Origin of the sequence: Achromobacter sp. ES-001, assembly GCF_019448355.1 — a bacterium.
GTDB lineage: Bacteria > Pseudomonadota > Gammaproteobacteria > Burkholderiales > Burkholderiaceae_B > Achromobacter > Achromobacter spanius_B.
In genome coordinates, this window is sequence record NZ_CP079940.1 from 2,389,305 (window position 1) to 2,413,508 (window position 24,204).

18 protein-coding genes are annotated in these 24,204 nt (G+C 66.7%); 16 read left to right on the forward strand and 2 right to left on the reverse strand.

Translation table 11 applies throughout. The features are described 5' to 3' along the window. The first annotated feature begins 1 nt into the window (after position 1). The 5 genes from KYT87_RS10855 to KYT87_RS10875 all read left to right on the forward strand — a co-directional run bounded on the left by KYT87_RS10855 (position 2) and on the right by KYT87_RS10875 (position 5,412). On the forward strand, positions 2 to 1,870 hold the full coding sequence (locus KYT87_RS10855; protein ID WP_219992637.1) for a dipeptide ABC transporter ATP-binding protein: 1,869 nt from the start codon (positions 2 to 4) through the stop codon (positions 1,868 to 1,870). A gap of 67 nt (positions 1,871 to 1,937) precedes the next feature. Next, positions 1,938 to 2,474, forward strand: a complete 537-nt coding sequence (locus KYT87_RS10860) for a YaeQ family protein (RefSeq protein ID WP_046804620.1) — start codon at positions 1,938 to 1,940, stop codon at positions 2,472 to 2,474. A gap of 104 nt (positions 2,475 to 2,578) precedes the next feature. Next, positions 2,579 to 3,178 (forward strand): TetR/AcrR family transcriptional regulator, encoded by a 600-nt coding sequence (locus tag KYT87_RS10865; RefSeq protein ID WP_120154928.1) that lies wholly within the window; start codon positions 2,579 to 2,581, stop codon positions 3,176 to 3,178. A 115-nt stretch (positions 3,179 to 3,293) separates the two neighbouring features. After that, positions 3,294 to 3,998, forward strand: a complete 705-nt coding sequence (locus KYT87_RS10870; RefSeq protein ID WP_219992226.1) for an SDR family oxidoreductase — start codon at positions 3,294 to 3,296, stop codon at positions 3,996 to 3,998. Positions 3,999 to 4,005: 7 nt separating this feature from the next. Next, the gene (locus KYT87_RS10875; RefSeq protein ID WP_120154930.1) at positions 4,006 to 5,412 is read left to right on the forward strand and encodes an MFS transporter; all 1,407 of its coding nucleotides are present in this window, start codon (positions 4,006 to 4,008) and stop codon (positions 5,410 to 5,412) included. 20 nt (positions 5,413 to 5,432) lie between these two features. Here the strand turns inward: KYT87_RS10875 and KYT87_RS10880 are convergent, their stop codons facing one another. Next, positions 5,433 to 6,677: a hypothetical protein gene (locus tag KYT87_RS10880; protein ID WP_255594064.1), complete on the reverse strand. Its 1,245-nt coding sequence runs from the start codon at positions 6,675 to 6,677 to the stop codon at positions 5,433 to 5,435. A 19-nt stretch (positions 6,678 to 6,696) separates the two neighbouring features. Continuing rightward, entirely contained in the window at positions 6,697 to 7,290 is a 594-nt protein-coding gene (locus KYT87_RS10885) for a hypothetical protein (protein ID WP_255594066.1), read from the reverse strand. Positions 7,291 to 7,555: 265 nt separating this feature from the next. Between KYT87_RS10885 and KYT87_RS10890 the strand changes: the two genes are divergently transcribed. The 11 genes from KYT87_RS10890 (at position 7,556) to KYT87_RS10940 (ending at position 24,202) form a co-directional block, all read left to right on the forward strand. Further along, the gene (locus tag KYT87_RS10890) at positions 7,556 to 13,096 is read left to right on the forward strand and encodes an autotransporter domain-containing protein (RefSeq protein WP_255594067.1); all 5,541 of its coding nucleotides are present in this window, start codon (positions 7,556 to 7,558) and stop codon (positions 13,094 to 13,096) included. A gap of 136 nt (positions 13,097 to 13,232) precedes the next feature. Further along, positions 13,233 to 14,030 (forward strand): GntR family transcriptional regulator, encoded by a 798-nt coding sequence (locus KYT87_RS10895; protein ID WP_104144942.1) that lies wholly within the window; start codon positions 13,233 to 13,235, stop codon positions 14,028 to 14,030. Between the two features lie 18 nt (positions 14,031 to 14,048). Beyond that, positions 14,049 to 15,254 carry an ABC transporter substrate-binding protein gene (locus KYT87_RS10900; RefSeq protein ID WP_219992228.1) on the forward strand — a complete coding sequence of 402 codons (1,206 nt, stop codon included), beginning with the start codon at positions 14,049 to 14,051 and terminating at the stop codon, positions 15,252 to 15,254. Positions 15,255 to 15,262: 8 nt separating this feature from the next. Further along, a complete protein-coding gene (locus KYT87_RS10905; RefSeq protein WP_219992229.1) occupies positions 15,263 to 16,135 on the forward strand; it encodes a branched-chain amino acid ABC transporter permease in 873 nt (290 codons plus the stop codon). A gap of 2 nt (positions 16,136 to 16,137) precedes the next feature. Next, positions 16,138 to 17,106 carry a branched-chain amino acid ABC transporter permease gene (locus tag KYT87_RS10910; protein ID WP_104144943.1) on the forward strand — a complete coding sequence of 323 codons (969 nt, stop codon included), beginning with the start codon at positions 16,138 to 16,140 and terminating at the stop codon, positions 17,104 to 17,106. After that, positions 17,099 to 17,854, forward strand: coding sequence for an ABC transporter ATP-binding protein (locus tag KYT87_RS10915; RefSeq protein ID WP_046806405.1), 756 nt, complete (start codon positions 17,099 to 17,101; stop codon positions 17,852 to 17,854). The genes KYT87_RS10910 and KYT87_RS10915 overlap by 8 nt, the downstream gene beginning before the upstream one ends. After that, a complete protein-coding gene (locus KYT87_RS10920; protein ID WP_104144944.1) occupies positions 17,851 to 18,561 on the forward strand; it encodes an ABC transporter ATP-binding protein in 711 nt (236 codons plus the stop codon). Before KYT87_RS10915 ends, KYT87_RS10920 begins: the two co-directional genes overlap by 4 nt. 2 nt (positions 18,562 to 18,563) lie before the next feature. Continuing rightward, positions 18,564 to 19,874 (forward strand): 3-isopropylmalate dehydratase large subunit, encoded by a 1,311-nt coding sequence (locus KYT87_RS10925; protein ID WP_120154943.1) that lies wholly within the window; start codon positions 18,564 to 18,566, stop codon positions 19,872 to 19,874. Then, on the forward strand, positions 19,871 to 20,434 hold the full coding sequence (locus KYT87_RS10930) for a 3-isopropylmalate dehydratase (RefSeq protein ID WP_219992230.1): 564 nt from the start codon (positions 19,871 to 19,873) through the stop codon (positions 20,432 to 20,434). The genes KYT87_RS10925 and KYT87_RS10930 overlap by 4 nt, the downstream gene beginning before the upstream one ends. A 10-nt stretch (positions 20,435 to 20,444) precedes the next feature. Then, positions 20,445 to 22,124: a hydantoinase B/oxoprolinase family protein gene (locus KYT87_RS10935; protein WP_219992231.1), complete on the forward strand. Its 1,680-nt coding sequence runs from the start codon at positions 20,445 to 20,447 to the stop codon at positions 22,122 to 22,124. Further along, positions 22,121 to 24,202 (forward strand): hydantoinase/oxoprolinase family protein, encoded by a 2,082-nt coding sequence (locus KYT87_RS10940; protein WP_219992232.1) that lies wholly within the window; start codon positions 22,121 to 22,123, stop codon positions 24,200 to 24,202. Before KYT87_RS10935 ends, KYT87_RS10940 begins: the two co-directional genes overlap by 4 nt. Positions 24,203 to 24,204: the final 2 nt, after the last annotated feature.

The window sequence follows — 24,204 nt, forward strand, 5'->3', positions numbered from 1 at the left end:
AATGGATCCCAAACGCGTCGTTGATGTCAGCGGCCTGACGGTGCGCTTCAAGACGCCCGAACGCACGGTGGAAGCGGTGCGCAATGTGTCGTTCCACGTTGATCGCGGCGAGACGCTGGCGATTGTGGGCGAGTCCGGTTCGGGCAAGTCGGTGACGTCGCTGGCGCTGATGCGGCTGGTGGAATACGGCGGTGGCAAGATCGTCAATGGCGATATGTTCCTGCGCCGCCGCAACGGCGAGGTGCTGGACCTGGCGCATGCGCCCGACACGACGCTGCAACGAGTGCGTGGCGCGGACGTGGCGATGATTTTTCAGGAGCCGATGACGTCGCTTAACCCCAGCTTTACGGCGGGCAACCAGATTGCCGAGGCGTTGCAGTTGCACCAGGGGCTGGACGCGGCGGCGGCGCGGGCGGAAACGTTGCGGATGCTGGAACGGGTACGAATTCCCGAGGCGCGCGCGATTCTTGACCGTTATCCGCACCAGTTGTCCGGGGGCATGCGGCAGCGGGTGATGATTGCGATGGCGTTGTCGTGCAAGCCGCAATTGCTGATTGCGGATGAGCCGACGACGGCGTTGGACGTGACGATTCAGGCCCAGATTCTGCAACTGATACGCCAGCTGCAAGAAGAGATGGACATGGGGGTGATTTTCATCACGCACGATATGGGCGTGGTGGCGGAAGTGGCCGACCGTGTGCTGGTGATGTATCGCGGCGACAAGGTGGAAGAGGGCGGCTCGGACGAGATTTTTGCGCGGCCGCGGCATGCGTATACGCGGGCGTTGTTGTCGGCCGTGCCGCGCTTGGGCGCGATGCATGGCACGGACGAGCCGGCGCCGTTTCCGCTGTTGAAGGTGGAAGAGGCGGCGCATGTGGCAAACCCGGCGGCGCTGGTGGATGCGCCGGTGGCGGCGCCGTCAACGGTGCGTCGCGAGAATGGCCCGGTGCTCAAGGTGCGGGATCTGACGACCAGTTTCGACATCACGGGCGGCATTCTGGGACGCGTGCAGAAGCGCGTGCATGCGGTGGAGAAGGTCAGCTTTGATCTGTACCCGGGCGAGACCTTGTCGCTGGTGGGTGAGTCGGGTTGCGGGAAGACGACGACGGGTCGGTCGCTGTTGCAGCTGGTCAAGAGCAAGAGCGGCACGATTGAATTCGACGGCAAGAATATCGGGGCGTTGCGCGGTAGCGCGATGCAGACGCTGCGCCAGCACATTCAGTTCATTTTCCAGGACCCCTTTGCGTCGCTGGATCCGCGCATGACGGTGGGCTATTCCATTATGGAACCGCTGCTGATTCATAACGTGGCCAAGGGCAAGGCGGCGCAAGAACGGGTGCGCTGGCTGATGGATAAGTGCGGCTTGCTGCCTGAAATGATCGACCGCTATCCGCATGAGTTCTCCGGCGGGCAGCGTCAACGGATCTGCATTGCGCGGGCATTGGCGCTGAACCCGAAGGTGGTGATTGCCGACGAGTCGGTGTCGGCGCTGGATGTGTCGATTCAGGCGCAGATCGTGAATTTGCTGCTGGATCTGCAACGGGAATTGGGGGTGTCGTTCCTGTTTATCTCGCATGACATGGCGGTGGTGGAACGCGTGAGCCATCGGGTGGCGGTGATGTATCTGGGGCAGATCGTCGAGATCGGACCGCGCCGGGCCATCTTCGAAAATCCGCAGCATCCCTATACGAAAAAGCTGATGGCGGCGGTGCCGATCGCGGATCCGCAAAGGCGGCATCGCGAGAGGTCGTTGCTGGTGGATGAGATTCCCAGCCCGATGAGAAAGCTGGGGGACGATCCGCTGGTGGAGCCGTTGGTGGCCGTCGGAGAGGGGCATTTTGTGGCCCGGCATTCGGTCGGGGTTTATTGACGAATGTGCGCAGGCGGTATCATGGCGGGCTTCACGCTATTTGCCCTTTCTTATACGGATTTTTGCCATGGCCCTGCGCGCCACTATCTACAAGGCCGAACTTAACGTTGCCGATACCGACCGCCACTACTACGGCAGCCACGCGCTGACGGTGGCGCGTCATCCCTCCGAGACCGATGAACGGATGATGGTACGGCTGGTGGCGTTTGCGTTGCATGCGCAGGAAGACCTGGCGTTTACCAAAGGGCTGAGCGATACCGATGAGCCCGACCTGTGGGTCAAGGATCTGACGGGGGCGGTCAAGCTGTGGATCGAGGTCGGGCAGCCGGAAGAGCGGCGCATCTTGCGCGCTTGTGGGCGGGCGGACGAGGTCATCGTTTATTGCTACGGCGGGTCTGCCAGCAAGATCTGGTGGGACGGCGTACGCAACAAGCTGGAACGCACGCGCAACCTGAAGGTGGTGAATCTGCCTTCGGAGCAGAGCCGGGCGCTGGCGAAGCTGGCGGAACGCACCATGCAGCTGAATGCAAACATTTCTGATGGCATCGTGTATTTCTCGGCCGACAAGGGCGAGGTCAGCATCGAGCCCGAGGTGTGGCGCTAAGCGCTGCGCCTGAACCCGGCGTTACACATTTTCCGGCGATTTTTCTTGCTCGCCGCTTTTTTGCGGGACTAATATGACGATCATCATATTTCAGAAGCCCGATCATGCCTGGCCCATCCAACCGCAAAGCGCTTTCCCACGAACGGATCGTTGACGCCGCCGCGCGCGCGATCCGGCGAGAGGGGTACGCCGGGGTGGGCGTGGCGGACATCATGAAGGAAGCGGGGCTGACGCATGGCGGGTTCTATGCGCACTTCCCATCGCGTGATGCGTTGCTGGCCGCTGCGATGGAGCGGGCGGGCAGCGACGGCGCGGCGCGGATGAAGCAAAGCGTGGCCCGGCGCGAGGCCGAGGGGGCCAGCACGCTGCGTGCGTGGGTGGAAGCGTATCTGGGCGATGCGCATCTGAAAGGCTGCGAAAGCGGCTGCCCGGTAGCGGCGCTGGCGTCCGAGATGCCGCGTCAGTCGACCGAAGTGCGCGAGGTGTCGGCGGTGCGTGTGCAGCGCCTGATACAAGCGGTGCGGGCGGTGTTGCCGGCGGAGGCGGGCGAGCATGCGGCGGTGGCGGTGACCAGCACGATGGTGGGCGCCTTGCAGCTGGCGCGTGCGTTGGGCGATAACGATGACGGGCGGGCGGTGTTGGCGTCGGCGCGCCAATCGATTCTGGATCAGTACGAGCGCAAGGCAGTCGGCCCGGCGCACTGAATCCCACATTTCCAAGGGCCGCCATGCGCGGCCCTTTTATCCGACACAAATATGATGATCGTCATATTTGTGCCTTCTGTCACCAGCGGTGTGCAGGCCTTATCGAGAAATCATCATGGATTTAAAGAATGCAGTCGTTTTGATTACCGGCGCCAATCGTGGGCTTGGCCTGGCGTTTGCGCGCGAAGCCTTGGCGCGGGGGGCGCGCAAGGTCTACGCCGGGGCGCGGGACCCGTCCATGGTGACGTTGCCGGGCGTTCAGGCCATCAAGCTGGACGTGACGAACGCGGCCGATGTGGCGGCGGCAGCGGCGCTGGCCACGGACGTGACCTTGGTGATCAACAATGCGGGCATCGCGGCGCTGGGTGGTTTTCTGGATGCGGATGCAATCGAATCGGCCCAACGTCATCTGGAGGTCAACCTGTACGGGTCATTGCGTGTGGCGCAGGCCTTTGCCCCGGTGCTGGGCGCCAATGGCGGCGGGGCGTTGCTGAATGTGCTGTCGGTGGCCAGCTGGGTCAATGGGCAGCCGCTGGGTTTGTATGCGATGAGCAAGTCAGCCGCGTGGGCGATGACGAACGGGCTGCGCCATGATCTGCGTGGGCAAGGGACGCAGGTCTTGGGGCTGCACATGGGCTTTGTCGATACCGATTTCACCAAGGGCATCGACGCGCCGAAGTCCACGCCGCAAGACATCGTGGTGCAAGCGTTTGACGGCTTGGAAAAGGGCGCCGAGGAAGTGCTGGCCGATGCGGTGGCGCGTCAGGTCAAGCAGGGCTTGTCCGCCAACCCGGCGGTGTACTTGCAGGCGCGGGGCTAAGGCTGTCATGCACGCTACGACTCATTCTTCTACGTCGCCCGCGGCCGAACCGGTGGCGGCTTCGCCGTGGCCGGTGTTCTGGGTGGCCAGCATTGCGGTGTTTCTGGTGTCGCTGGACGGCACGATGTTGTATGCGGCGTTCGGCGCGTTGCGGGCGGGCTTTCCCGAGGCGTCCGCCGCGGATATGTCGTGGGTGCTGAACGCCTACACGGTGGTGTACGCCGCGATGTTGATTCCGTCGGGCGGGTTGGCGGACACGCATGGGCGCAAGCGCATGTTCATGATGGGGGTGGTGTTGTTCCTGGCCGCGTCGGCGGCGTGTGGCTTGGCGGGCAGCGTGGGCTGGCTGATTGCCGCGCGCGTGTTGCAGGCGATAGGCGCGGCGTTGTTGACGCCGGCGTCACTGTCGATTGTGCTGGCGGCGTTTCCGGTGTCCAAGCGCGCGGTGGCGGTCAGCCTGTGGGGCGCGGTGGGTGGTCTGGCGGCGGCGGTCGGCCCCAGCCTGGGGGCGTTCGTGGTGGACGCGGCGGGTTGGCCGTGGGCGTTTTATATCAACTTGCCGTTGGGCGCGCTGTCGCTGTGGTTTGGGGCGGGGCTGCTGCGTGAATCGGTCAAGCCGGACGCGCGCCGCCGGGTGGATGGCGTGGGCATGACATTGTTGATGTTGGCGGTGGGTGCGCTGGCGTTGGCGACGGTGCAGTCGGAATCGCCTTCATGGAGCCGGCTGGAATTGGGGGTGGTGGCGGCGGTGGGCGTGGTGTCGTTGGGCGCGTTCGTGGCGTGGGCGCGGGCGACGCCGCATCCGCTGGTGGACCTGTCGCTGTTTTCGCATCGCACGTATCGCTACGTGAACCTGGCGACGTTGAGCTTCGGCATCGCGTTCGCGATGATGTTCTTTGCGTTCTTTTTCTACATGACCGGGGTGTGGCAGTACAGCCTGCCGCGTGCCGGGTTGGCGGTAACGCCGGGGCCTTTGCTGGTGGTGCCCACGGCGATCCTGACGGGGCGGCTGGCCGCGCGTCTGGGCCATCGGCCGTTCCTGGTGACGGGGGCGCTGATCTACGCGGCGAGCGGCCTGTGGTTCTTGCTGGTGCCGGGCGAGCAGCCGGCTTATCTGACGCAATGGTTGCCGGGCCTGTTGCTTAGCGGCATCGGCGTGGGCATGGTGCTGCCGTCCTTGTCGGCGGCGGCGGTCAGCCGTTTACCGGCGCAGCACTACGCGGTGGGCAGCGCCGTGAACCAGGCCACGCGGCAGATCGGCGGCGTGATGGGGGTGGCGATCACGGTGCTGTTGCTGGGGCACGGCGCGGTGAACCATGCGGCGTTTTCACCGCTGTATGTGGGGCATGTGGCGCTGGCCTTGGTGACGGCGTTGCTGTGTTTGGCAGTCGATACGCGGCCGGGCAAGGGCTGACCGGCCGGGCGGGCCGATCCTCAGCTTGCGCAGGCGTCGGGGGCCGGGTTGGCCGGGTCGCTGCATGCCTTCCACTTTTCCGGTGGCATGGCGGGCAGCAGCATGACGCGGCTTGCCGGGTCCCGGTAGAAGTACACGCGCCATGGGTGTTCCCCCATCGCTTGCCATACCGCTTGCTGTTGAGCCGGCGTCAGGATCGCGCCACCGGGCGTGCTTTGCGCGCCTTCGGCCAGCACGGTCTGCGCGTCGGGGTCCCAGGACAGCATGTCGTCGTCCGGCGGCACGTCGTCCTTGATGCGGACAACGCGCCACGGGTTGTCCGGCACGTCGACGGGCAGCGCCGCCAGCGCATCGCGATGCACGGGGAACAATCGATCAGACGGTTTGCCGGGCGGCGCGGCATAGGCGGCCAGCGTATCGCCGCCCGGCGCGAAGTCGCCAAGGGTCTGAAGAACGTAACGCGGCCCGGGCTTGCCCTGCGCATCCACGGTCTGAACGGCCACGGGCTGCCCCGGTGACGCCAGATCGATCACGCGCAGCAAGCCGCCGGACGTATCGCGCACATAGTGACGGCTGGCGCCGGTGGTGGTGCCGGTCGTGGCGCTGGCAGTGCTGCCGGCACTGCCGAGGCTACAACCGTCGTCGATAAACGCCGTCAGCCGGCCTTGGGCGTCGCGCTGCACGCACGCGCGACGCGTTGGCTGGTAGGGTTGATCGCCGGATGCGCCGGCCTCGCCGTATTCGGTATAAGCCTTCAATGCGCCGGTGGCGTCGTACGCCAGCGTAAAGCCGCCGTCCAGCACGGCCTTGCCGCGTATTGGCCGATAGCGCTCTATGCGGCAAAGGCGCCCGTCGGCGTCGAAGTACAGCCGCGTGGGCGCGGAGCCCGCCACCTTGTTGCCGGCGCGGTAAGCGGACCAGTCGACCTTGTCCGCCCAGGTGTGCGGCATCAGGTCGCCGCTGTCGTCTATCCAGGCCAGCCTGCCGTTGGTCGGCACCCGTTCTCCGCGCTTGCCGAGCAGCACGCGCTCATCGTCCAGCGCCAGGGTGACCGGCACGGCGGGCAGGGGGGACGGCTCCGAGAAGTCGGTCTCGGTCGGGCCGCAGGCGGCGTGGGCCGGGGCGGCGAAGAACATCGGCGCGGCCGCGCATAACAGCAACAACAAACGCGGGATGGGGCTGGCGTGCGCGGTGCGCGGAATAGGCCGGCTGCGCGAAATATGCAGGGGGTGCGAAGTACGCGGGGTGTGAAAACTGTGCGGCATAGGCAGGCTATTGGGCGGCTTATGCATATTGCAGCGAGTCCATGAACTTCACCAGATCCCAGAATTCCTTCGACACCCCGCCCAGGCGCAGCCCGCCCTGGCTATCTTCGAACAACAGGAACGGGTAAGCATTACGCGCATACACGCCGTTGTCCGGCAGCCGGTAGGGCGTGAAGATTTCCGGGTTATTGAAATACCGCTCTAGCCTTCCGCCGCCGTCCACGTGCATGTAGCGCACGCGCAAGGTCTGCAATTTGTACGTGTCGTGCGTCTCGGGGTACACGCCGCCATCGCCGGCCACCACCGATTGGGCCAAGGCGCCCATGAACACCCGCTGGATCCCCACGAAGTGAATTTCCCCGTGCGTGCTGCCGCCCGGCGCCTTCGCCAATGACTTGACCAGCTGCGTGGCGCGCGAGCCTGGCACCAGCGTCTTGGCAAACATCTTGTCGATGTCGGCGTTGGCCGGGTCAGGCGACTGCCGCAAGGTTTGCAGGTCTTGCCGGAAGTCGGTCAGCCATTGCTGGTAGCGCAGGTTCTCAAGCTGGCGGTCAAACGACTCGGCCCGGACCACGCCCGCAACCAGCGCGAACCATGCGACCAAGGCGAACATGCCGATGCGCCAAAGCCAGGGGCGGGGGGCGGAAAGGGGGAAGGGGGGACGGGTGCGCATAGGAAAGCGATGATACCGCCGAGTTCGGCGGGGGCGGCGGTTTCTTGGCGACAGGTCTGGCAGGCGACCCTCGATAAAAACCTGGCCGCGATCCCTAAATTTTTGCGCGCACCTGTCGATAACAGGGGTAGTCGGCCCGCGGTTTCGCAGGGCTGGCCGGAGCTTGCCGACGGCAACAAACCCTCTTCGACCTGAGACCGTATCCATGCGTATTCCCGCCCATACCGCACGCAAACTGAAACGCACGCCCGGATACCTGGCTCTTGCCGCCGCGACCTGCATACCCTTGGTAGTGACGCCGACTTTCGCGGCCAACCTGCTGGTGGGCAGCGGGGGTAACGGTGGCCAGTCCGCGGGTGACGCTTTCGCAGCGGGCAGTGGCGGCGGCGGCGGTATTGGCGGGGGCGGCGGGGGTGGCGGAAGCGGCTTCAGCGGCGGCGCGGGGGGCGGCCTGGTGCGTGGGGGCGACGGGCCTTCGGGAACCAGCGGGCCGGCCGGTGGCAGCAACACTGGTATCGACGGCGGCGCGGGCGGCGCATCCGGAACCTTGGGAGGCGCAGGTGGCCTGGGCGGCGGCGGTGGCGCCGGCGGCCCCAGCGGCGCCACCGGAGGCGGTGGCAGCGGCGGCGGTGCACTGGGTGCAGGAGGCGGCCAGGGCAACGGTGGGGCCGGCGGCGACGGCGGGGCCATTGTCGACATTGACGGAACGTCTTTTGCAGGCACGGCAGGCCAGGGCGCCCAAGCGGCTTCCTCGGGCGTCATTACCTTGCCGGCCACCTACGACTATGTCGGCATCGGCGGCGGCGGCGGCGGGGCCGGAAAGATCGTTGCGGGTGGCGCCGGCACGGCAGGCGACCTGACCGTCAACAATGCGACGCTGACGGTGAACCGCTCGCTGTTGCTGGGCGGGTCTGGCGGAGGCAGCAGCATCGTGGGCATCGGCGGACGCGGCGGGGATGGCGCATTGACGCTGATGGGGTCGTCGCTTTCCGTCGCGGGCACCCTTCTGATCGGCGGCGCGGGCGGGGGCAGTGCCGATGCCTCGTACACAGGCGGGCAGGGCGGCAACGGTACGCTGACTGTTGGCGGTAATTCCACCGTGGCGATCGGAAGCGGCGCGCGCGTCCAGCTTGGCGGCGGCACGGGTGGCGGGACCGGTGTGTTCAACCTGGGCCCGGGCACGGCCAACTTCGCCGGGGGCGGCGCGTTCACCATCGACGGCAACGGCACGCTCAATATCGGTGGCGCTTCGCCGGGCGTTGCAACGGGCGGCACGATCGTCAACCTGACCTCGTTGGTCAACAACGGGCTCATCAATTTCAACCAGTCCGATGCCGGCTCTTATGTGTTGACACCGGCCATCGCCGGGTCCGGTTCCGTGGCGGTCAACAGCAGCGGCACGACGGTCCTGACGGGCAATAACACCTACACCGGCGGAACGACGGTATCCGCGGGGACGTTGCAAATCGGCGCCGGCGCCACCACGGGTTCGATCGCCGGCAATATTGTCAATAACGCGTCGGTGGTGTTCAGCCGGTCCGACACCGTTGACTATGCAGGCGCCATGAGCGGCAGCGGCAACCTTGCCAACAACGGTACGGGCATGCTGCGCCTGTTGGGCGCGAGTACGGGAACAGGCGACGTCTACGTGAATCGCGGCACCGTCGAGCTCACGGGCGCCACGGCGCGGCAGGGCAGCGGGACTTCGGAAATCATCGTCGGATCCATGGCCGACGCGACCTTGACCGTAAGCGCCGGCGCGCAATTGAATTCCCATGATATTCAAATCGGTTCAAACGGTACCGGCACTGCCATCGTCACCGGTGCAGATTCCAAATGGACTGCCTTTTACTTCAATGTAGGCGCCGGCGGCCTGGGCGAACTGCGATTGCTGGACGGCGGCCAATTGTCCGTCGCGCGAGTCTTCGTCGGTTTGTATTCCAACGGCACGGCCCTGGTCTCCGGCGCGAACTCGCGCCTGGACACTGCAACCGGAATCCTCTTGGGCAATCTGCCAGGGACGACGGGCAGCCTGGTTATCGAAAAGGGCGCCACGGCTAGTGCACCCCGGGTCGAGATCGGGGGGCAAGGCGGGTCGCTGTTTGTCTATGGCCTGGACCCGGCGTTGCGGGGCGTTCTGGAAACGGGACCCATCATCCGGCATGCCGGCACGGCAACCGGCACTGTCGATTTCGATGGCGGCATCTTGCGCGCGACTACCGCGCAAGCGGATCTCTTCCAGGGATTCAGCGCGGGCGACGTCACGCTGGGTGCCAACGGCATGTACCTGGATTCCGACGGCTTCGACGTGGGCATTTCGACGGGGCTGGGCGGCACCGGGCGGCTGACGAAAACAGGCGGGGGCACGTTGACCCTTGCGGGCGTCAATACGTATTCGGGCGGCACCGAAATCCAGAGCGGCACGCTATCGGTTGCGTCGGACGCCAACCTGGGGGCGGCCGGTGGCGGGCTGGCGATGGCCGGCGGCACGCTGACCACGACGGCCAGCTTTGACTCGGCGCGCAACGTTTCCCTGGTCCAGAACGGCATCTTCAATGTGGCGGCCGGTATCGAACTGGGCTTGGCCGGCACGGTCTCCGGCGCCGGCGCGCTTGTAAAGGATGGCGCCGGCACGCTGACGTTGTCGGGTGCCAATACCCACGCCAGCACACAAGTGCTGGCGGGCAGCTTGATCGGCGACAGTGCGTCGATCCGGGGCAATCTGCTTAACAACGGTACTGCCATCTTCAACCAGAGCGTGGACGGCAGCGCGTCGGGCGTGTTCACCGGCAGCGGCGCATTCGAAAAGCGAGGCATGGGCGTGCTGAGCCTGACGGCCGACAGCAGCGCATTTGCCGGCTCGACGCGCGTGCGCGGTGGTGTGCTGACGGTGGCCAACCAGCTTGGCGGCAGCGCCGACGTGATCGGCGCTCGGCTGAACGTCACGGGAACGCTGCTTGGCGGCGCCACCATCGGCAGCCTTGGTTTCCTATCGGGCAGTGGCACGATCGGCCAGAACGTCAGCGTGACGGGCGGCACGCTGCAAGGCGCGCAAGGTGGCACGCTGACGATCAACGGCGACCTTGCGCTGGACAACGCCAGCCGGGTCAATGTGGCGCTGGGTAGCGCCCCGTCATCGAACGCGTTGTTTGACGTGGGGGGCAACCTGGCTTTGGCCGGCACGCTGAACGTCAGCGACCAAGGCGGATTTGGCCCCGGCATCTATCGCCTGTTCAACTATGGCGGTGCGCTGACCTCGAACACGCTGGCCCTGGGCTCCGCGCCGACAGGCGTATTGCCCGGCGACCTGCGCATTCAGACCGCCGTGGGCGGCCAGGTGAACCTGGCATCCACCAGCGGCGCGACGCTGGGTTTCTGGGACGGCGGCAATAGCGCCGGCCACGACAACGGCATCATCAACGGTGGCACGGGCGCGTGGCGCGCCGACGGCCGCAACTGGACCAATCTGGACGGCACGCTGAACGGCGTGTTTCAGCCCAACCCCACCTTTGCCGTGTTCCAGGGGCAAGCCGGCACGGTCACGGTCGACACGTCGGCCGGCGCCATCGGCGTCACCGGCATGCAGATCGCAACCGACGGCTACCGCATTGAAGGTGACGACATCGCTCTGCAAGGCGCAGGCGGTGAAAGCGTCATCCGAGTGGGGTCGGGCCTGGCTGCCGGGGCTGGCATGACGGGGACCATCGCCTCGCGTCTGACCGGCGCCAGCACGCTGGCCAAGACGGATTACGGCACCCTTATTCTGGCGGGCGACAACACCTATACCGGTGGCACCGATGTGCGCCTGGGCACCGTGTCGGTGTCGAACGACGCCAACCTGGGGGCCGCCACCGGCGGTTTGACGCTGAGCGGCGGTGTGCTGGCGACCACGGCCAGTTTCAACACGAATCGCGCCGTCACGCTGACGCCGGGGCAGGCAAGCGGCATCAACGTGGCATCGGCCACAACGCTGGGCTTGTCCGGCACGATCACCGGCAGCGGTGACATGAGCAAGACGGGCGCGGGCGTGCTCAACATTGCCGGGGACGGCAGCGCGTATGCCGGCAACCTGCTGGTGCAGGCCGGTGTGCTGAACATGGCGTCCGCCGGCAAGCTTGGCGGCACGTTGACCATGGCCAACGGCACGCTGTTGCAAGGCACGGGCCAGGTCGGCACGACCACGCTGCAAAACGGCGCGGTGCTGGCCCCGGGTAACGCCAACAGCACGCTGAAGGTGGCGGGCGACCTGACGTTCATGCCGGGCTCGGTCTACCAGGTGAGCGCCGACCCGGCCTCGTCGGCAAGCTCTCGGGTGGCGGTCAGCGGCGCGGCAAATCTTGCCGGTTCGCTGGTGCACGTCGGGCCGGAAAGCGGTTTTGAAAGTACGCGCCAATACACGATCCTGACGGCCGGCTCGGTCAACGGCCAGTTCAACGCCGTGTCGTCGAACTACGCTTTCCTGGCCCCGACGCTGCGCTACGGCGCGCAGGACGTCACGTTGCAACTGGGACGCAAGCAGGTGCCGGTGGACCCCACCACGCCGATCACGCCAACCCCACCCACCGAGCCGGCTGCGCCCACCCCGCCCAGCCGTCCGATTGCCTTTGCCGACGCCGCGCGCACCGGCAACCAGCGCGCCGTCGCCAACGCGCTGGACAGCCTGCCAGCCGGCAATGCGCTGCACGAGTACATCCTGACCTTGCCCGACGGCGCTCCGCCCGCCGCGTTCAACAGCCTGTCCGGCGAAGCGCACGCCAGCGTCGCGTCCAGCCTGATGGGTTCGGCCGGCACGACGCGCACGCTGCCGCTGTCGCACCTGCGCGCAAACCTGAACGCCGGCATGCGCCCGGGGTCTCCCACGGCGCAGGCGGGCGGCACGCTGTCCGCCTCTGCCTTGCCGTCGTCAAACGCGCAGCCCGCCTGGGCCGAGCTGGTTGGCAATTGGCAAACGCAGAACGCCACCGACAACACGGCGCAAGTGCGTCAGCACACCGGCGGGTTGTTTGTGGGCGCCGACCATGCCGTGGGTAGCGGATGGCGGCTGGGTGCGGCCCTGGGCTACACGGACAGCAAGATCCGCGTCGACGACCGCGCCTCGAAGGCGGACGTGTCCGGCTACAGCGCCGCTGTCTATGGCGGCAAATCGTTTGACGCCGGCTCGGGCAAGCTGAACCTGCTGGTCGGCACGTCCTACACCTGGCACGACGTCGCCAGCGAGCGCTACGCCTCGGTAGCCGGCGCGTCGCAAAAGCTGACCGCCGACTACGGCGCCAGCACGGCGCAGCTTTTTACCGAGCTGGGCTATGCGCTGCCTTTGTCCGACCGCACCACCCTGGAACCCTTCGCGGGCGTGGCCTGGAGCGACTTGCGCAGCCGCAGCTTCAGCGAGTCGGGCGGCTCGGCGGCGCTTAGCGGCCAAAGCAGCAGCAACAAGCAGACCAGCAGCACGCTGGGCGTGCGCACGCAAACGAACGTCTCGTTGGCGGGCGCCGAAGCGCGCTTGCAAGCCACGCTGGGTTGGCGCCATGCCTTCGGCGATGTACTGCCGCGGTCCACCATGGCGTTCGATGGCGGGCAAGCGTTCACGGTGTCGGGCGCGCCCATCGCCCGCAACGCCGCCATCGCCGAACTGGGCGGGGAAGTGGCCGTGTCGCGTAATGCGTCGCTGGGCTTGAACTACAGCGGCCAGTACGGCGGCGGCAACCGGGAACATGCAGGGTCGTTGAACGTGCGCTGGCGGTATTGAGGCGGTATTGAGCCGGGACCGAGGCGGGATCGAGGCGGGGTCGCTCGAACCCGACCTCGGTGTTTTCCCGATAGAACAACCCATCCGACCATTTGTTCCATTGACGGTACATTAGGACACCCCTAGAGTTTCCGGCATGGGAACCACACTGCCTCTGCCGAAGTACCACCAGATCTACCTTGTGTTGCGCGAGCAATTGCAAGAAGGTCGTTTCGATCAGGACGGGCTGCCGGGCGAGCACGCGCTGGCGGCGCAGTTCGACGTGGCCCGCATCACCATCCGCAAGGCGATGGAGATGCTGGTGTCCGATGGGCTGGTGTCTCGCCGCCCAGGGTTGGGCACCTGGCCGTTGCGCGCGTCCACCGCCGCGCAGGCCGTGCCCGCCGCCAATGCGTCGCAAAAGGCGCACCTGACCGGGCTGCTTGAGAACATCGTCAACATGGGCCTGCGCACCTCGGTGCAGGTACTGGACAGCACGCTCGTGTCCGCGCCGCCAACGGTGGCCGAGTCGTTGCGCATTCCCGCGGGTGCGCCGGTTCACAAAAGCCTGCGCGTGCGCAGCACCGAGGCCGGGCCGCTATCGCACATCACCACCTACGTGCCGCAAGCGGTGGCCGACTTCACACGGCAAGACCTGGAACGCGAGCCCTTGCTGATGCTGCTGGAAGCGGCCGGCGTGGAATTTGGCGGCGCCACGCAGACCATCTCGGCGCGTCTGGCCGATGCGCAGGTGGCGCGCCATCTGGATGTGTCGGTGGGTTCGGCGCTGCTGGCCGTGACGCGAGTCGTGCGCGACGTGAATGATCGCCCCGTCCAGCTGTTGCAGGGCCTGTACCGGCCCGACCGATACCAATACCAATTGCAGCTGTCGCGCGTCGGCAGCATCGACGCCAAGGTCTGGGTCAGCGAAGAGCTGTCGGCCCAATTTCATTGAACCCTTCGGAGATCACCCATGAATTCGCGCCGCACCTTCCTCTATCGTTCCGCCGCCGCCACGGCGCTGTTGTCCGCGCCCTGGGTGGCGCGCGCGCAAGGCGCCGCGCCGGTGAAGATCGGCGTGCTGCATCCGGTGACGGGCGCCTTGGCGTATTCGGGCCAGCAATGCCGCTTGGGCGCGCTGCTGGCCATTGAAGACATCAACAAGGCCGGCGGCATCAAGTCCCTGGGGGGCGCGCCGTTGTCCGCCGTGCTGGGCGATGCGCAGTCGCGCCCCGAGGCCGGTTCCGCCGAGGTGGAAAAGATGAATGAGGCGGGCGTGTCGGCCATCGTCGGCGCGTATGCGTCCGCGATCTGCCTGGCCACCACGCAGACGGCGGCCAAGTACAACCTGCCGCATGTGGTGGACGTGGGCGTGGCGGATCAGATTGTCGAGCGCGGGCTCAAGAACACCTTCCGCTTCGGGCCGGGCTACCGGGCTTGCAGCGAGCGCGCCATTACCGACCTGGTGGCGCTGAACGACGCTGCCGGCAAGCCGGCCAAGACCGTGATGATCGTGCACGAGGATTCGCTGTTTGGCACCGGCACGGCGGCGCTGTTGTCCAAGTCGTTGCCGCAGCAGGGCTTTGAGGTCAAGGAAGTGGTCAAGCACCCGAACCCCACGCGCGACTTCAACAACATCGTGCTGCGCATGAAGTCCGTGAATCCGGACATCGTCATCCCCGCCAATTACTACAACGAATACGCGCTGTTGCTGCGCGCCATGAAGCAGCAAAAGGTGCAGCCCAAGGCGATTTATTCGGTGCTGGGGGGCGCGGCGTCCAGCTACAAGTTCTTGAAGGAATTTCCGGATATCGCCAACGGCATCATCGACTGCAACCACTGGTTCAATCCGAAAGACCCGCGTGTTGCGCCGTTGAAGGCGCGCGTCGAGGAAAAGGGCGCGTACTTCAGCTACGAAGTGTTCATGACCTACGTGGCGGTGCAATTGCTGGCGGATGCCATCGAACGCGCCAAGTCCGCCGACCGCGCCGCCATCATCGACGCCCTGGCGGCCAGCACCTTTCACGACAACCTGATGCCCTACGGCCCGACCAAGTTCGTCAACGGCCAGAACACGGGCGCGCAGCCGCTGCTGACGCAGGTGATCGGCGGCGACATCAAGGTGATCATCCCGGCGGAGTATCGCCAGGCCGACGCGATTTTTCCGTTAAAGGGCTGAGCGCAAGCATGCTGGACCCGGCCATCCTTTTCTCGTCGGTGCTGAACGGCCTGACGACCGGCGCGGTGTACGCGCTGATCGCCCTGGGGCTGACCCTGATCTACGGGGTGCTGCACATCATCAATTTCGCCCACGGCGCCGCGCTGATGGTGGCGCTGTACGCCGTCTATCTGCTGAAGGACCGGCTGGGCATCGACCCGTATGCCGCGCTGCCCCTGGTGGTGGCGGGCATGTTCGGGCTGGGCTATGCGCTACAGCGCTTCGTCATCAACCGGGCCAGCCATGGCAAGGACGAGAACATCCTGCTGGTGACGCTGGGCCTGGCCATTGTGCTGGAGAACCTGGCGCTGGTGTGGTTCAAGTCCGACACGCGCAGCATCGACACCGCCTACACCCTGTCCACGCTTGAAATCGGCCCGGCCATGATCGCGCTGCCCAAGGTCATTGCGTTCTTCGGCGCGCTGGCGGTGGCGGTGGTGCTGTTCTGGATCATCCGCGGCACCGACCTGGGCCGCGCCATCCGCGCGGTGGCGCGCGAAAAGCAGGGCGCCAAGCTGATGGGCATCGACGTGGAAAAAGTCTATGCGCTGTCGTTCGGCATCGGCATGGCCTGCCTGGGCGCGGCGGCCTGTTTCCTGCTGCCGGCCTATTACGTGAACCCGCAGGTGGGCAGCGGCTTCGTGCTGGTGGCCTTCACGATCGTGGTGTTGGGCGGCATGGGCAGCTTCGTGGGGGCGCTGGTGGGCGGGCTATTGATCGGCGTGGTGGAATCCATCGGCGGCCTCTTCCTGGGCGATTCGTTAGGCCAGATGGGCATCTTCGCGATCTTTATCGCGGTGCTGCTGTTTCGCCCGCAGGGGCTGTTCGGGGCGAGGGGCTGAACATGAATAGGGATCTTTGCGCCATCGCGCTGTTCGGCCTTGCGTTGGCCGCCTTGGCAACGTTTGCGCAGTCGGGCGTGCTGCTGACGTTCGTGATGATGTCGCTGTACGCCGCGCTGCTGTCGCAGGCCTGGAACATTCTGGGCGGGTATGGCGGGCAGCTGTCGTTCGGCCATGCGCTGTTCTTCGGCGTGGGCGCTTATGCGCAAGCGCTGGGGCAATTGAACTTCGGCATCAATCCGTGGCTGGCGTTGCCGGTGGCGATTGCGCTGGGCGCGCTGGTCGGCCTGGCGGTGGGCGGGCTGACGTTTCGCTACGGCCTGAAGGGGTCTTACTTTGCCCTGGTGACGCTGGCGTTTGCCGAAGTGTTTCGCATCCTGGCCTTGTCGGCGTCCTTCACGGGCGGCGGGGTGGGGCTGATGGTGCCGTTGCAAGAGGGCGCGGCAAACATGCAGTTTGCGTCGCGCCGGGGCTACATCTATCTGCTGCTGGCGTTTGTGGTGCTGGCGTTGCTGGTGACGGCGTGGCTGCGGCACTCGCGCTTTGGCGCGTACTTGCAAGCGGTGCGCGACAACGAAGACGCCGCGCGGGCCATCGGCGTGAACCCCTTGCGGGTGAAGCTGGGCGGCATTGCACTGTCGGCGGCGTTCATGAGCGCGGCGGGCGCGTTCTATGTGCAGGTGTTCCAGTACATCGACCCGGGCATCGCCTTCGGTTCCGCCGTATCGGTGGAAGCGCTGGTGGGGGCCATCGTGGGCGGCATGGGCACGTTGTGGGGGCCGGTGCTGGGCGCCGTCGCCCTGCATGGGCTGGCCGACCTGACACGCAATCTGTTTGGTGAATTGCCCGGCATCAGCATGGTGATCTACGGCGTGGTGCTGATTTTGATCGTGATGTTCCTGCCGCGCGGCATCAGTGGCAGCGGCCAATCGTTGGGCCGGCTGTTCGGCAAGGAGCGCGCCCGTGCCTGACATCCTTTTGCAAGCCAGCAATCTCTCCATTTCGTTCGGCGGCCTGAAGGCCGTGCAGGACGTGAACCTGGCCGTGCCCGAGGGCTCGTTGACCGCGCTGGTCGGCCCCAACGGCGCAGGCAAGACCACGCTGTTTGCGCTGCTGTCCGGCTTTTTGAAACCGGGCGCCGGGTCGGTGCGCTTTGCCGGGCAAGACATCACCGGACGCGCACCGCATGAATCCGCGCAGCTGGGCCTGACCCGCACTTTTCAGATCGTGCAGCCGTTCGGTGCGCAGACGGTGCGCCAGAACATTGCCGTGGGCGCGCATCTGCGCCTGCGCGATCGGCGCGCTGCCCTGGCCGCCGCCGAAGACGTGGCCGCGCGCGTGAACCTGCACAAGGTGCTGGACAAGCCCGCCGCCGACTTGACCGTGGCCGGGCGCAAGCGGCTGGAACTGGCCCGCGCGCTGGCCACGCGCCCGCGCCTGCTGCTGCTGGACGAAGTGCTGGCCGGCCTGAATCCAAGCGAGATCGACGAGATGATTCCGGTGGTGAAAAAGCTGGTGGACGATGGCGTTACCGTCTTGATGATCGAACACGTGATGCGCGCGGTGATGAGCCTGGCCGAACACGTGTGGGTGCTGGCGCAGGGGCGTTTGATTGCGTCCGGTACGCCGGGCGAAGTCACCCGCGACCCGACGGTGGTCGAGGCCTACCTGGGGCATGGCGCGGCCGCGCGGCTGGCCGCACAAGGGGCGCCGGCATGAGCGCGCTGCTTGAAGTGACCGGCTTGCGGGCGGGCTACGGGCGCATGGAAGTGCTGCGCGGCGTGGACCTGGCGGTGGGCGAAGGGGAAATCGTCGTCCTGCTGGGCAGCAACGGCGCCGGCAAATCCACGTTGAACAACACCGTCTGCGGGCTGTGCAAGCCCTGGGGCGGGTCGGTGCGTTTTGACGGTCACGACCTGACCGGCAGGCACTACCGTGACGTGGTGCGCGCCGGGCTGATCCAGGTCCCTGAAGGCCGCCGCATTTTTCCCAACCTTAGCGTGCGCGAAAACCTGGAACTGGGTTCGTTCACCCGGGCGCGCGAGCATCGCACGGCCAACCTGGACAAGGTGCTGGATATTTTTCCGCGCCTGCGCGAACGGCTGGCGCAGCTGGCCGGCACCATGTCGGGTGGTGAGCAGCAGATGCTGGCGATCGGACGCGGGCTGATGGCCGAACCGCGCCTGTTGATTCTGGACGAACCCTCGCTGGGCCTGTCGCCCTTGATGGTTGAAGAACTGTTCGGCCTGATCCAGCGCCTGCACACCGATGGGTTGGCAATTCTGCTGGTCGAGCAGAACGTGGGGCAATCGCTGGAAACCGGGCAGCGTGCCTATGTGATGGAAAACGGGGCGGTGCGCTATAGCGGATCGTGTGCGCAACTGATGGCCAGCGACGACGTGCGCCGGGCCTATCTGGGGATGTAGCGATGCCTGTTGTTGATCAAGCCCTCCGGCCCCAGGATTCACCGCAGCGCTCACCGCAGACCCTGGCCCAGAAGTTGATCGCCGCCGCCTGCGGACGTGCCTCGGTCCAGCAGGGCGAAATCGTGACCTGCGCCGTGGACCTGGCGATGTTCCATGACTCCAGCGGGCCGCGCCGCTTGCAGCCGATGCTGCAAGAGTTGGGCGCGTCGCTGTGGGACCCGAAGAAGATCGTGCTGGTCATCGACCACTACGTGCCCGAATCCGACGACGAATCGCGCCGCATCGTGCGCATTGCGCGCGACTGGGCGGCGGGGCAGCAACTGCCCAACGTGTATGACTCGGTTGGCATCTGCCATGTGGTCGTGCCGCAGCATGGCCACATCCGCCCCGGCATGTTCTGCGTGGGCGGGGATTCGCATTCGCCCACGGGCGGTGCGTTCGGCGCGTATATGTTCGGCATCGGCAGCACCGAAATGCTGGGCGTGGCCGTCACCGGCAAGATCTGGGTCAAGGTGCCGCAAACGTTGATGATGCGCTGGAACGGGCGGCTGGCCGCCGGCGTGACCGCCAAGGACATGATGCTGCACATGATTGGCCGCTACGGCATGAACGGCGGGCGCTACCAAGCCGTGGAGTTCTGCGGCGAGGCCGTGCGCGCGCTGCCCATGCAGGAACGCATGACCCTGTCCAACATGAGCGCCGAGCTGGGCTCGCAGGTGGGCCTGATCGCGCCGGACGAGACCACGGCCGCCTACTTGCGCAAGGCGGGGGTGACCGACAGCCTGGACTTGGCGCGCTGGCAAAGCGACGCGGACGCCGACGCCGAATGGCACGACTTTGACGCGGCCTTGCTGGCGCCGCAGGTGGCCGCGCCGCACAGCCCGGCGAACGCGCGCGACGTGGACCAGTACCGCGATGTGCCGGTGCAAGTGGCCTATATCGGCGCGTGCACGGGCGCCAAGCTTGAGGATCTGCGCGCCGCGGCCAGCGTCTTGCGCGGTCGCCGCCTGGCGCCGGGCATGAGCCTGATGGTGGCGCCGGCCAGCCGCCTGGACCAGCAACAGGCCGAACAGGAAGGCGTGATGCAAGTGCTGCAAGACGCCGGCGCAGAGGTGCTGGCCACGTCATGCGGGGCCTGTGCGGGCTATGGCGGGTCCATTCCCGACGGGGCCAGCGTCATCTCCACCACCGCGCGTAATTTCAAGGGCCGCATGGGCTCCGAGACGGCGCGGGTTTACCTGGCGTCGCCCTACACCGTGGCGGCCTCGGCCGTTGCCGGCCGCATTGCAGACCCGCGCGAGGTGATGGCATGACCGACCGCGCTGCAACAACTCCCATCGCCGTCGAAGCCGGCGCGGCGCGGACCACGTCGACGCCCGCCACATCGACCCATCGCGTCTGGCGCGTGGGGGCCGATATCGACACCGACGCGCTGGCCCCAGGCGCCTACATGAAGTTCGGCATCGACGAAATCGCGCGCCACTGCCTGCAACGCGTCCGCCCGGAATTCGCGGCGCAGGTGCAGCCGGGCGACGTGTTGGTGGCCGGGCACAACTTCGGCATCGGCTCCTCGCGCGAGCAAGCCGCATCGGCGCTGGTGCGCCTGGGCGTGGCCGCCGTCATCGCCCCGTCTTTCAACGGCCTGTATTTTCGCAACGCCTTCAATGTCGGCCTGTTGCTGTTGACCTGCGCCCAGGCGGATGCGCTGGCCGAAGGCGAACGCATCACGTTCGACCCCATAGCCGGGCATATCGGCCGCGCCCGAGCCGCCGACCCCGCTGCATTGCCTTGCGAGCCCGTACCTGACTTCCTGATGGACATGGTGCGGGCCGGCGGGCTGCTGAATCTGCTGAAACAGCGCCAAACCTCCTAGGAAGAACACGATGCTAGATCCCGTCACCCTGGCGGTCCTGAAGGGCCGTCTGGAACAGATTGCCGATGAGATGGACGCGACGCTGTACCGCAGCGCGTTCAACCCCATCATTGCCGAGGCCCACGATGCTTGCCACGGCATGTACGACGCGGCCACGGGCGCCACGCTGATCCAGGGCAAGTCCGGCCTGCCGGTCTTCGTGGGCGCGATGGCGTTTGCCGTGAAGGCGGCGGCCAAGGTGGCGGCCGAACGTGGCGGCATGGTGGACGGCGACGTCTGGCTGTTCAATGACCCGTACGAAGGCGGCACGCACGCCAACGACTTCAAGCTGGTGCGCCCGGTGTTCCGCGACCAGAAGCTGTTCTGCTTTCTGGCGTCGGCCGCGCATTGGCACGACGTAGGCGGCGCGGTGCCCGGCAATTACAACCCGGCCGCCACCGAATGCTGGCAAGAGGCGGTGCAGATCCCGCCGGTGCGCATCGTGCGCGCGGGCGTGCTGGACTCGGACGTGCTGGCCATCCTGAAGGCCAACACCCGCTTGCCGGACAGCTTGTGGGGCGACCTGAACGGGCAATTGGCCGCGCTGGAATTGGGCGCGGGGCGTCTGGACGGGCTGCTGGACGAATATGGCGACGCCACCGTGCTGGAGTCGCTGGACACCTTGCGCCAGCGCGCGCGTCGTTTGATGCGCGACCACATCGCGCGCCTGCCCGACGGCGACTACGCGTTCGAAGACATGCTGGACAACGACGGTGTGCGCGACGTGGCGCTGCGCATCGCGCTGAAGCTGTCGATCAATGGTGACCGGCTGACGCTGGACTTCAACGGCACGTCGCCCGCCTGCGCGGGGCCCGTCAATATCTCCCGCGCCACTGCCATCGCCGCGTGCTACGTGGCGCTGAAGCACCTGTTTCCCGACGTGCCGGCCAACGCGGGCGTGCTGGACGCGGTGGACGTGGTGTTGCCCGATGGCCTGGTCATCTCGGCCGACCGGCCGCGCCCGGTGGGCGGCTATACCGAAACCATCCTGCGCATGATCGACGTGATCTTCTGCGCGATGGCGCAAGCCGCCCCAGAGCGCGCGATGGCGCAGGCCTACGGCACGATCAATGCGCTGTCCATCGCGGGCTATCGCAGCGACGCCGCGCGCAAAGGGCAGCGCTGGGTGATGTTCAGCTTTTTCGGTGGCGGGCACGGCGGGCACGCCGATGGCGACGGGCTGAGCCACGGCAATGCGCCGATTTCCACCGCCACCATTCCACCGCTGGAGATCCTGGAAGCCGCCTATCCCGTCCGCTTCACGCAGTGGGCGCTGCGCCCGGATTCGGCGGGCGACGGCAAGCATCGCGGCGGGCTGGGCGCCATCTATGAAATCGAATTGCTGGAAGACAGCGCCGAAGCGTTCATCTTCGGGGAACGCGGGCGCAGCGCGCCCAAGGGCATCGCGGGCGGCGGCCAGGCCGCACTGAACGTGTTCCGGTATCAGCAGGACGGGCAATGGGCATCCCCGCCGATGAGTTCGAAGATGCTGGGCATTCAGCTACAGCGCGGCGACCGCGTGCGGCTGGAAACGCCGGGCGGTGGCGGCTACGGCGATCCTGCCGGCCGCACGACGGCCGCGCGTGAACACGACCGCAAGATGGGCTATGTGGGCGATATCGCCGGCAACAAGAAGGAGCAGTTGGCATGAGCACGGCAGATCGGGGTTTCGTCCCAGGCAACAACGCGTCGCGGGGGCTTGTGGTGGGCGTGGACGTGGGCGGCACGTTCACGGACCTGTTCGTGCTGGACGAGGCAGGCGGTACGGCGCGCGTGGTCAAGGTACCGTCCACGCGCGGCGAAGAAGCGCGTGGCTTCATGAACGGCATTGCGCGCGTGGCCGACGGCGCGGGCGCCATCAACACCATCGTCCATGGCACCACCGTGGGCACCAACGCGCTGCTGGAACGCAAGGTGGCGCGCACCGGCATCATCACCACGGCGGGATTCCGCGATGTGCTGGAGATGCGCCGCCGCGACCGGCCTCAGACCTGGGGCCTGCGCGGCAATTACGAGCCGGTCGTCTCGCGCGACCTGCGCCTGGAAGTCAGCGAACGCGTGCTGGCCGACGGCACCGTGCATACGCCGGTGGACCTGGGCCAGGTCGAGGCCGCGGCGCGCGCGCTGCTGGAGCAGGGCTGCGAGGCCGTGTGCGTGTTCTTCGTCAACGCGTATGCGAACCCGGTGAACGAGGCGCAGGCGGTGGCGCGCGTGCGCGCGATTTGGCCCAACGCCAATGTCACGGCGGCCACCGAAGTGCTGCCCGAGATCCGCGAATTCGAACGCTGCTCGACGGCGGTGCTCAATGCCGCGTTGCAGCCGGTGGTGGGCAGTTATCTGACGCGATTGGAATCCGATTTGCGCGAGCACGGCTTTGACGGCGAGCTGCTGGTCGTGCAGAGCAATGGCGGCGTGATGTCGCGGCAGACGGCGTGCGACGTGCCGGTGCGCACCGCGCTGTCGGGCCCGGCGGCGGGCGTGATTGCATGCGCGGCGATTGCGCGCGCTTCCGGCTTTCCCAACGTCGTTACCGGCGACATGGGCGGCACCTCGTTCGATGTGTCGCTGGTGGCGGGCGGCGAGGCCTCGCTGTCGGCGCAGACCGTGATCGACTTCGGCATGGTGGTGCGCGCGCCGATGATCCAGATCGAGACCATCGGCGCGGGCGGCGGGTCGATCGCCAGCGTGGACGCGGGCGGCCTGTTGCAGGTGGGGCCGGAATCCGCGGGCAGCGTTCCGGGCCCGGCCTGCTATGGGCGCGGCAATACCCGGCCCACCGTTACCGACGCCAATGTGCTGCTGGGCCGCATCTCGGCCGAGCGGCCGTTGGGCGGCGGCCTGCTGGCCACCATGAACGTGGAGCTGGCGCGCGCGGCCATCGAAGAACATGTGGCCAAACCGCTGGGCCTGGAGGTGCACGCGGCCGCCGAGGCGATCCTGACGGTGGCCAACGCCAAGATGGCCGGCGCGATACGCGTGGTGTCCATCGAACGCGGCCACGATCCGCGCAAGTTCGCGTACATGCCCTTCGGCGGCGGTGGCGCCTTGCATGTGTGCGCCATGATGAATGAAGTGGACGCCGCGCACGGCATCGTGCCGCGCTACCCGGGCGTGACGTCCGCGCTGGGCTGCGTCATGGCCGACATGCGGCACGACGGCGTGCAGACCTTGAACACCGCGCTGGACGCGCTGGACACCGACGACCTGTTGGCGCGTATCGATGCCCTGGCCGCGGCCTGCCAGGAACGCCTGGATTCGGCGGGCGTGGCATTCGAAGGCGTGCGTGAAAGCATCGAACTGGACATGCTTTATGTGGGCCAAAGCCACACCGTCTGCGTGGAAGTCACGCGCGATGCATTGACCCGGACAGGCATTGCAGCGGCCTTCGACCGCGCCTACCGCGCCGCATTCGGCCGCAGCTTGAGCGGCATCGCCGTGCGCATCCTGAACCTGCGCTATGCGCGGATCGGCCAACGCCCCAAATTCGATTTGTCGCTGCTGGCGCCCACCTGCCGCGACATGCCGGCCGCGCTGGGCACGCAGCGCGTGTTTCACGCGGGCCAGTGGCGCGACGCCGTGCGCTATGCGCGGCTGGACCTGCCGGTAGGCGCCGAGGTGGCCGGCCCGGCGATTCTTGAACAGCCCGACACCACCATCTGGATCGAACCGGGCTTTGCCGGCCGCGTCGACGCGTTGGGCAATTTGCTGATTACCCGGCAGGACGCCTAGGA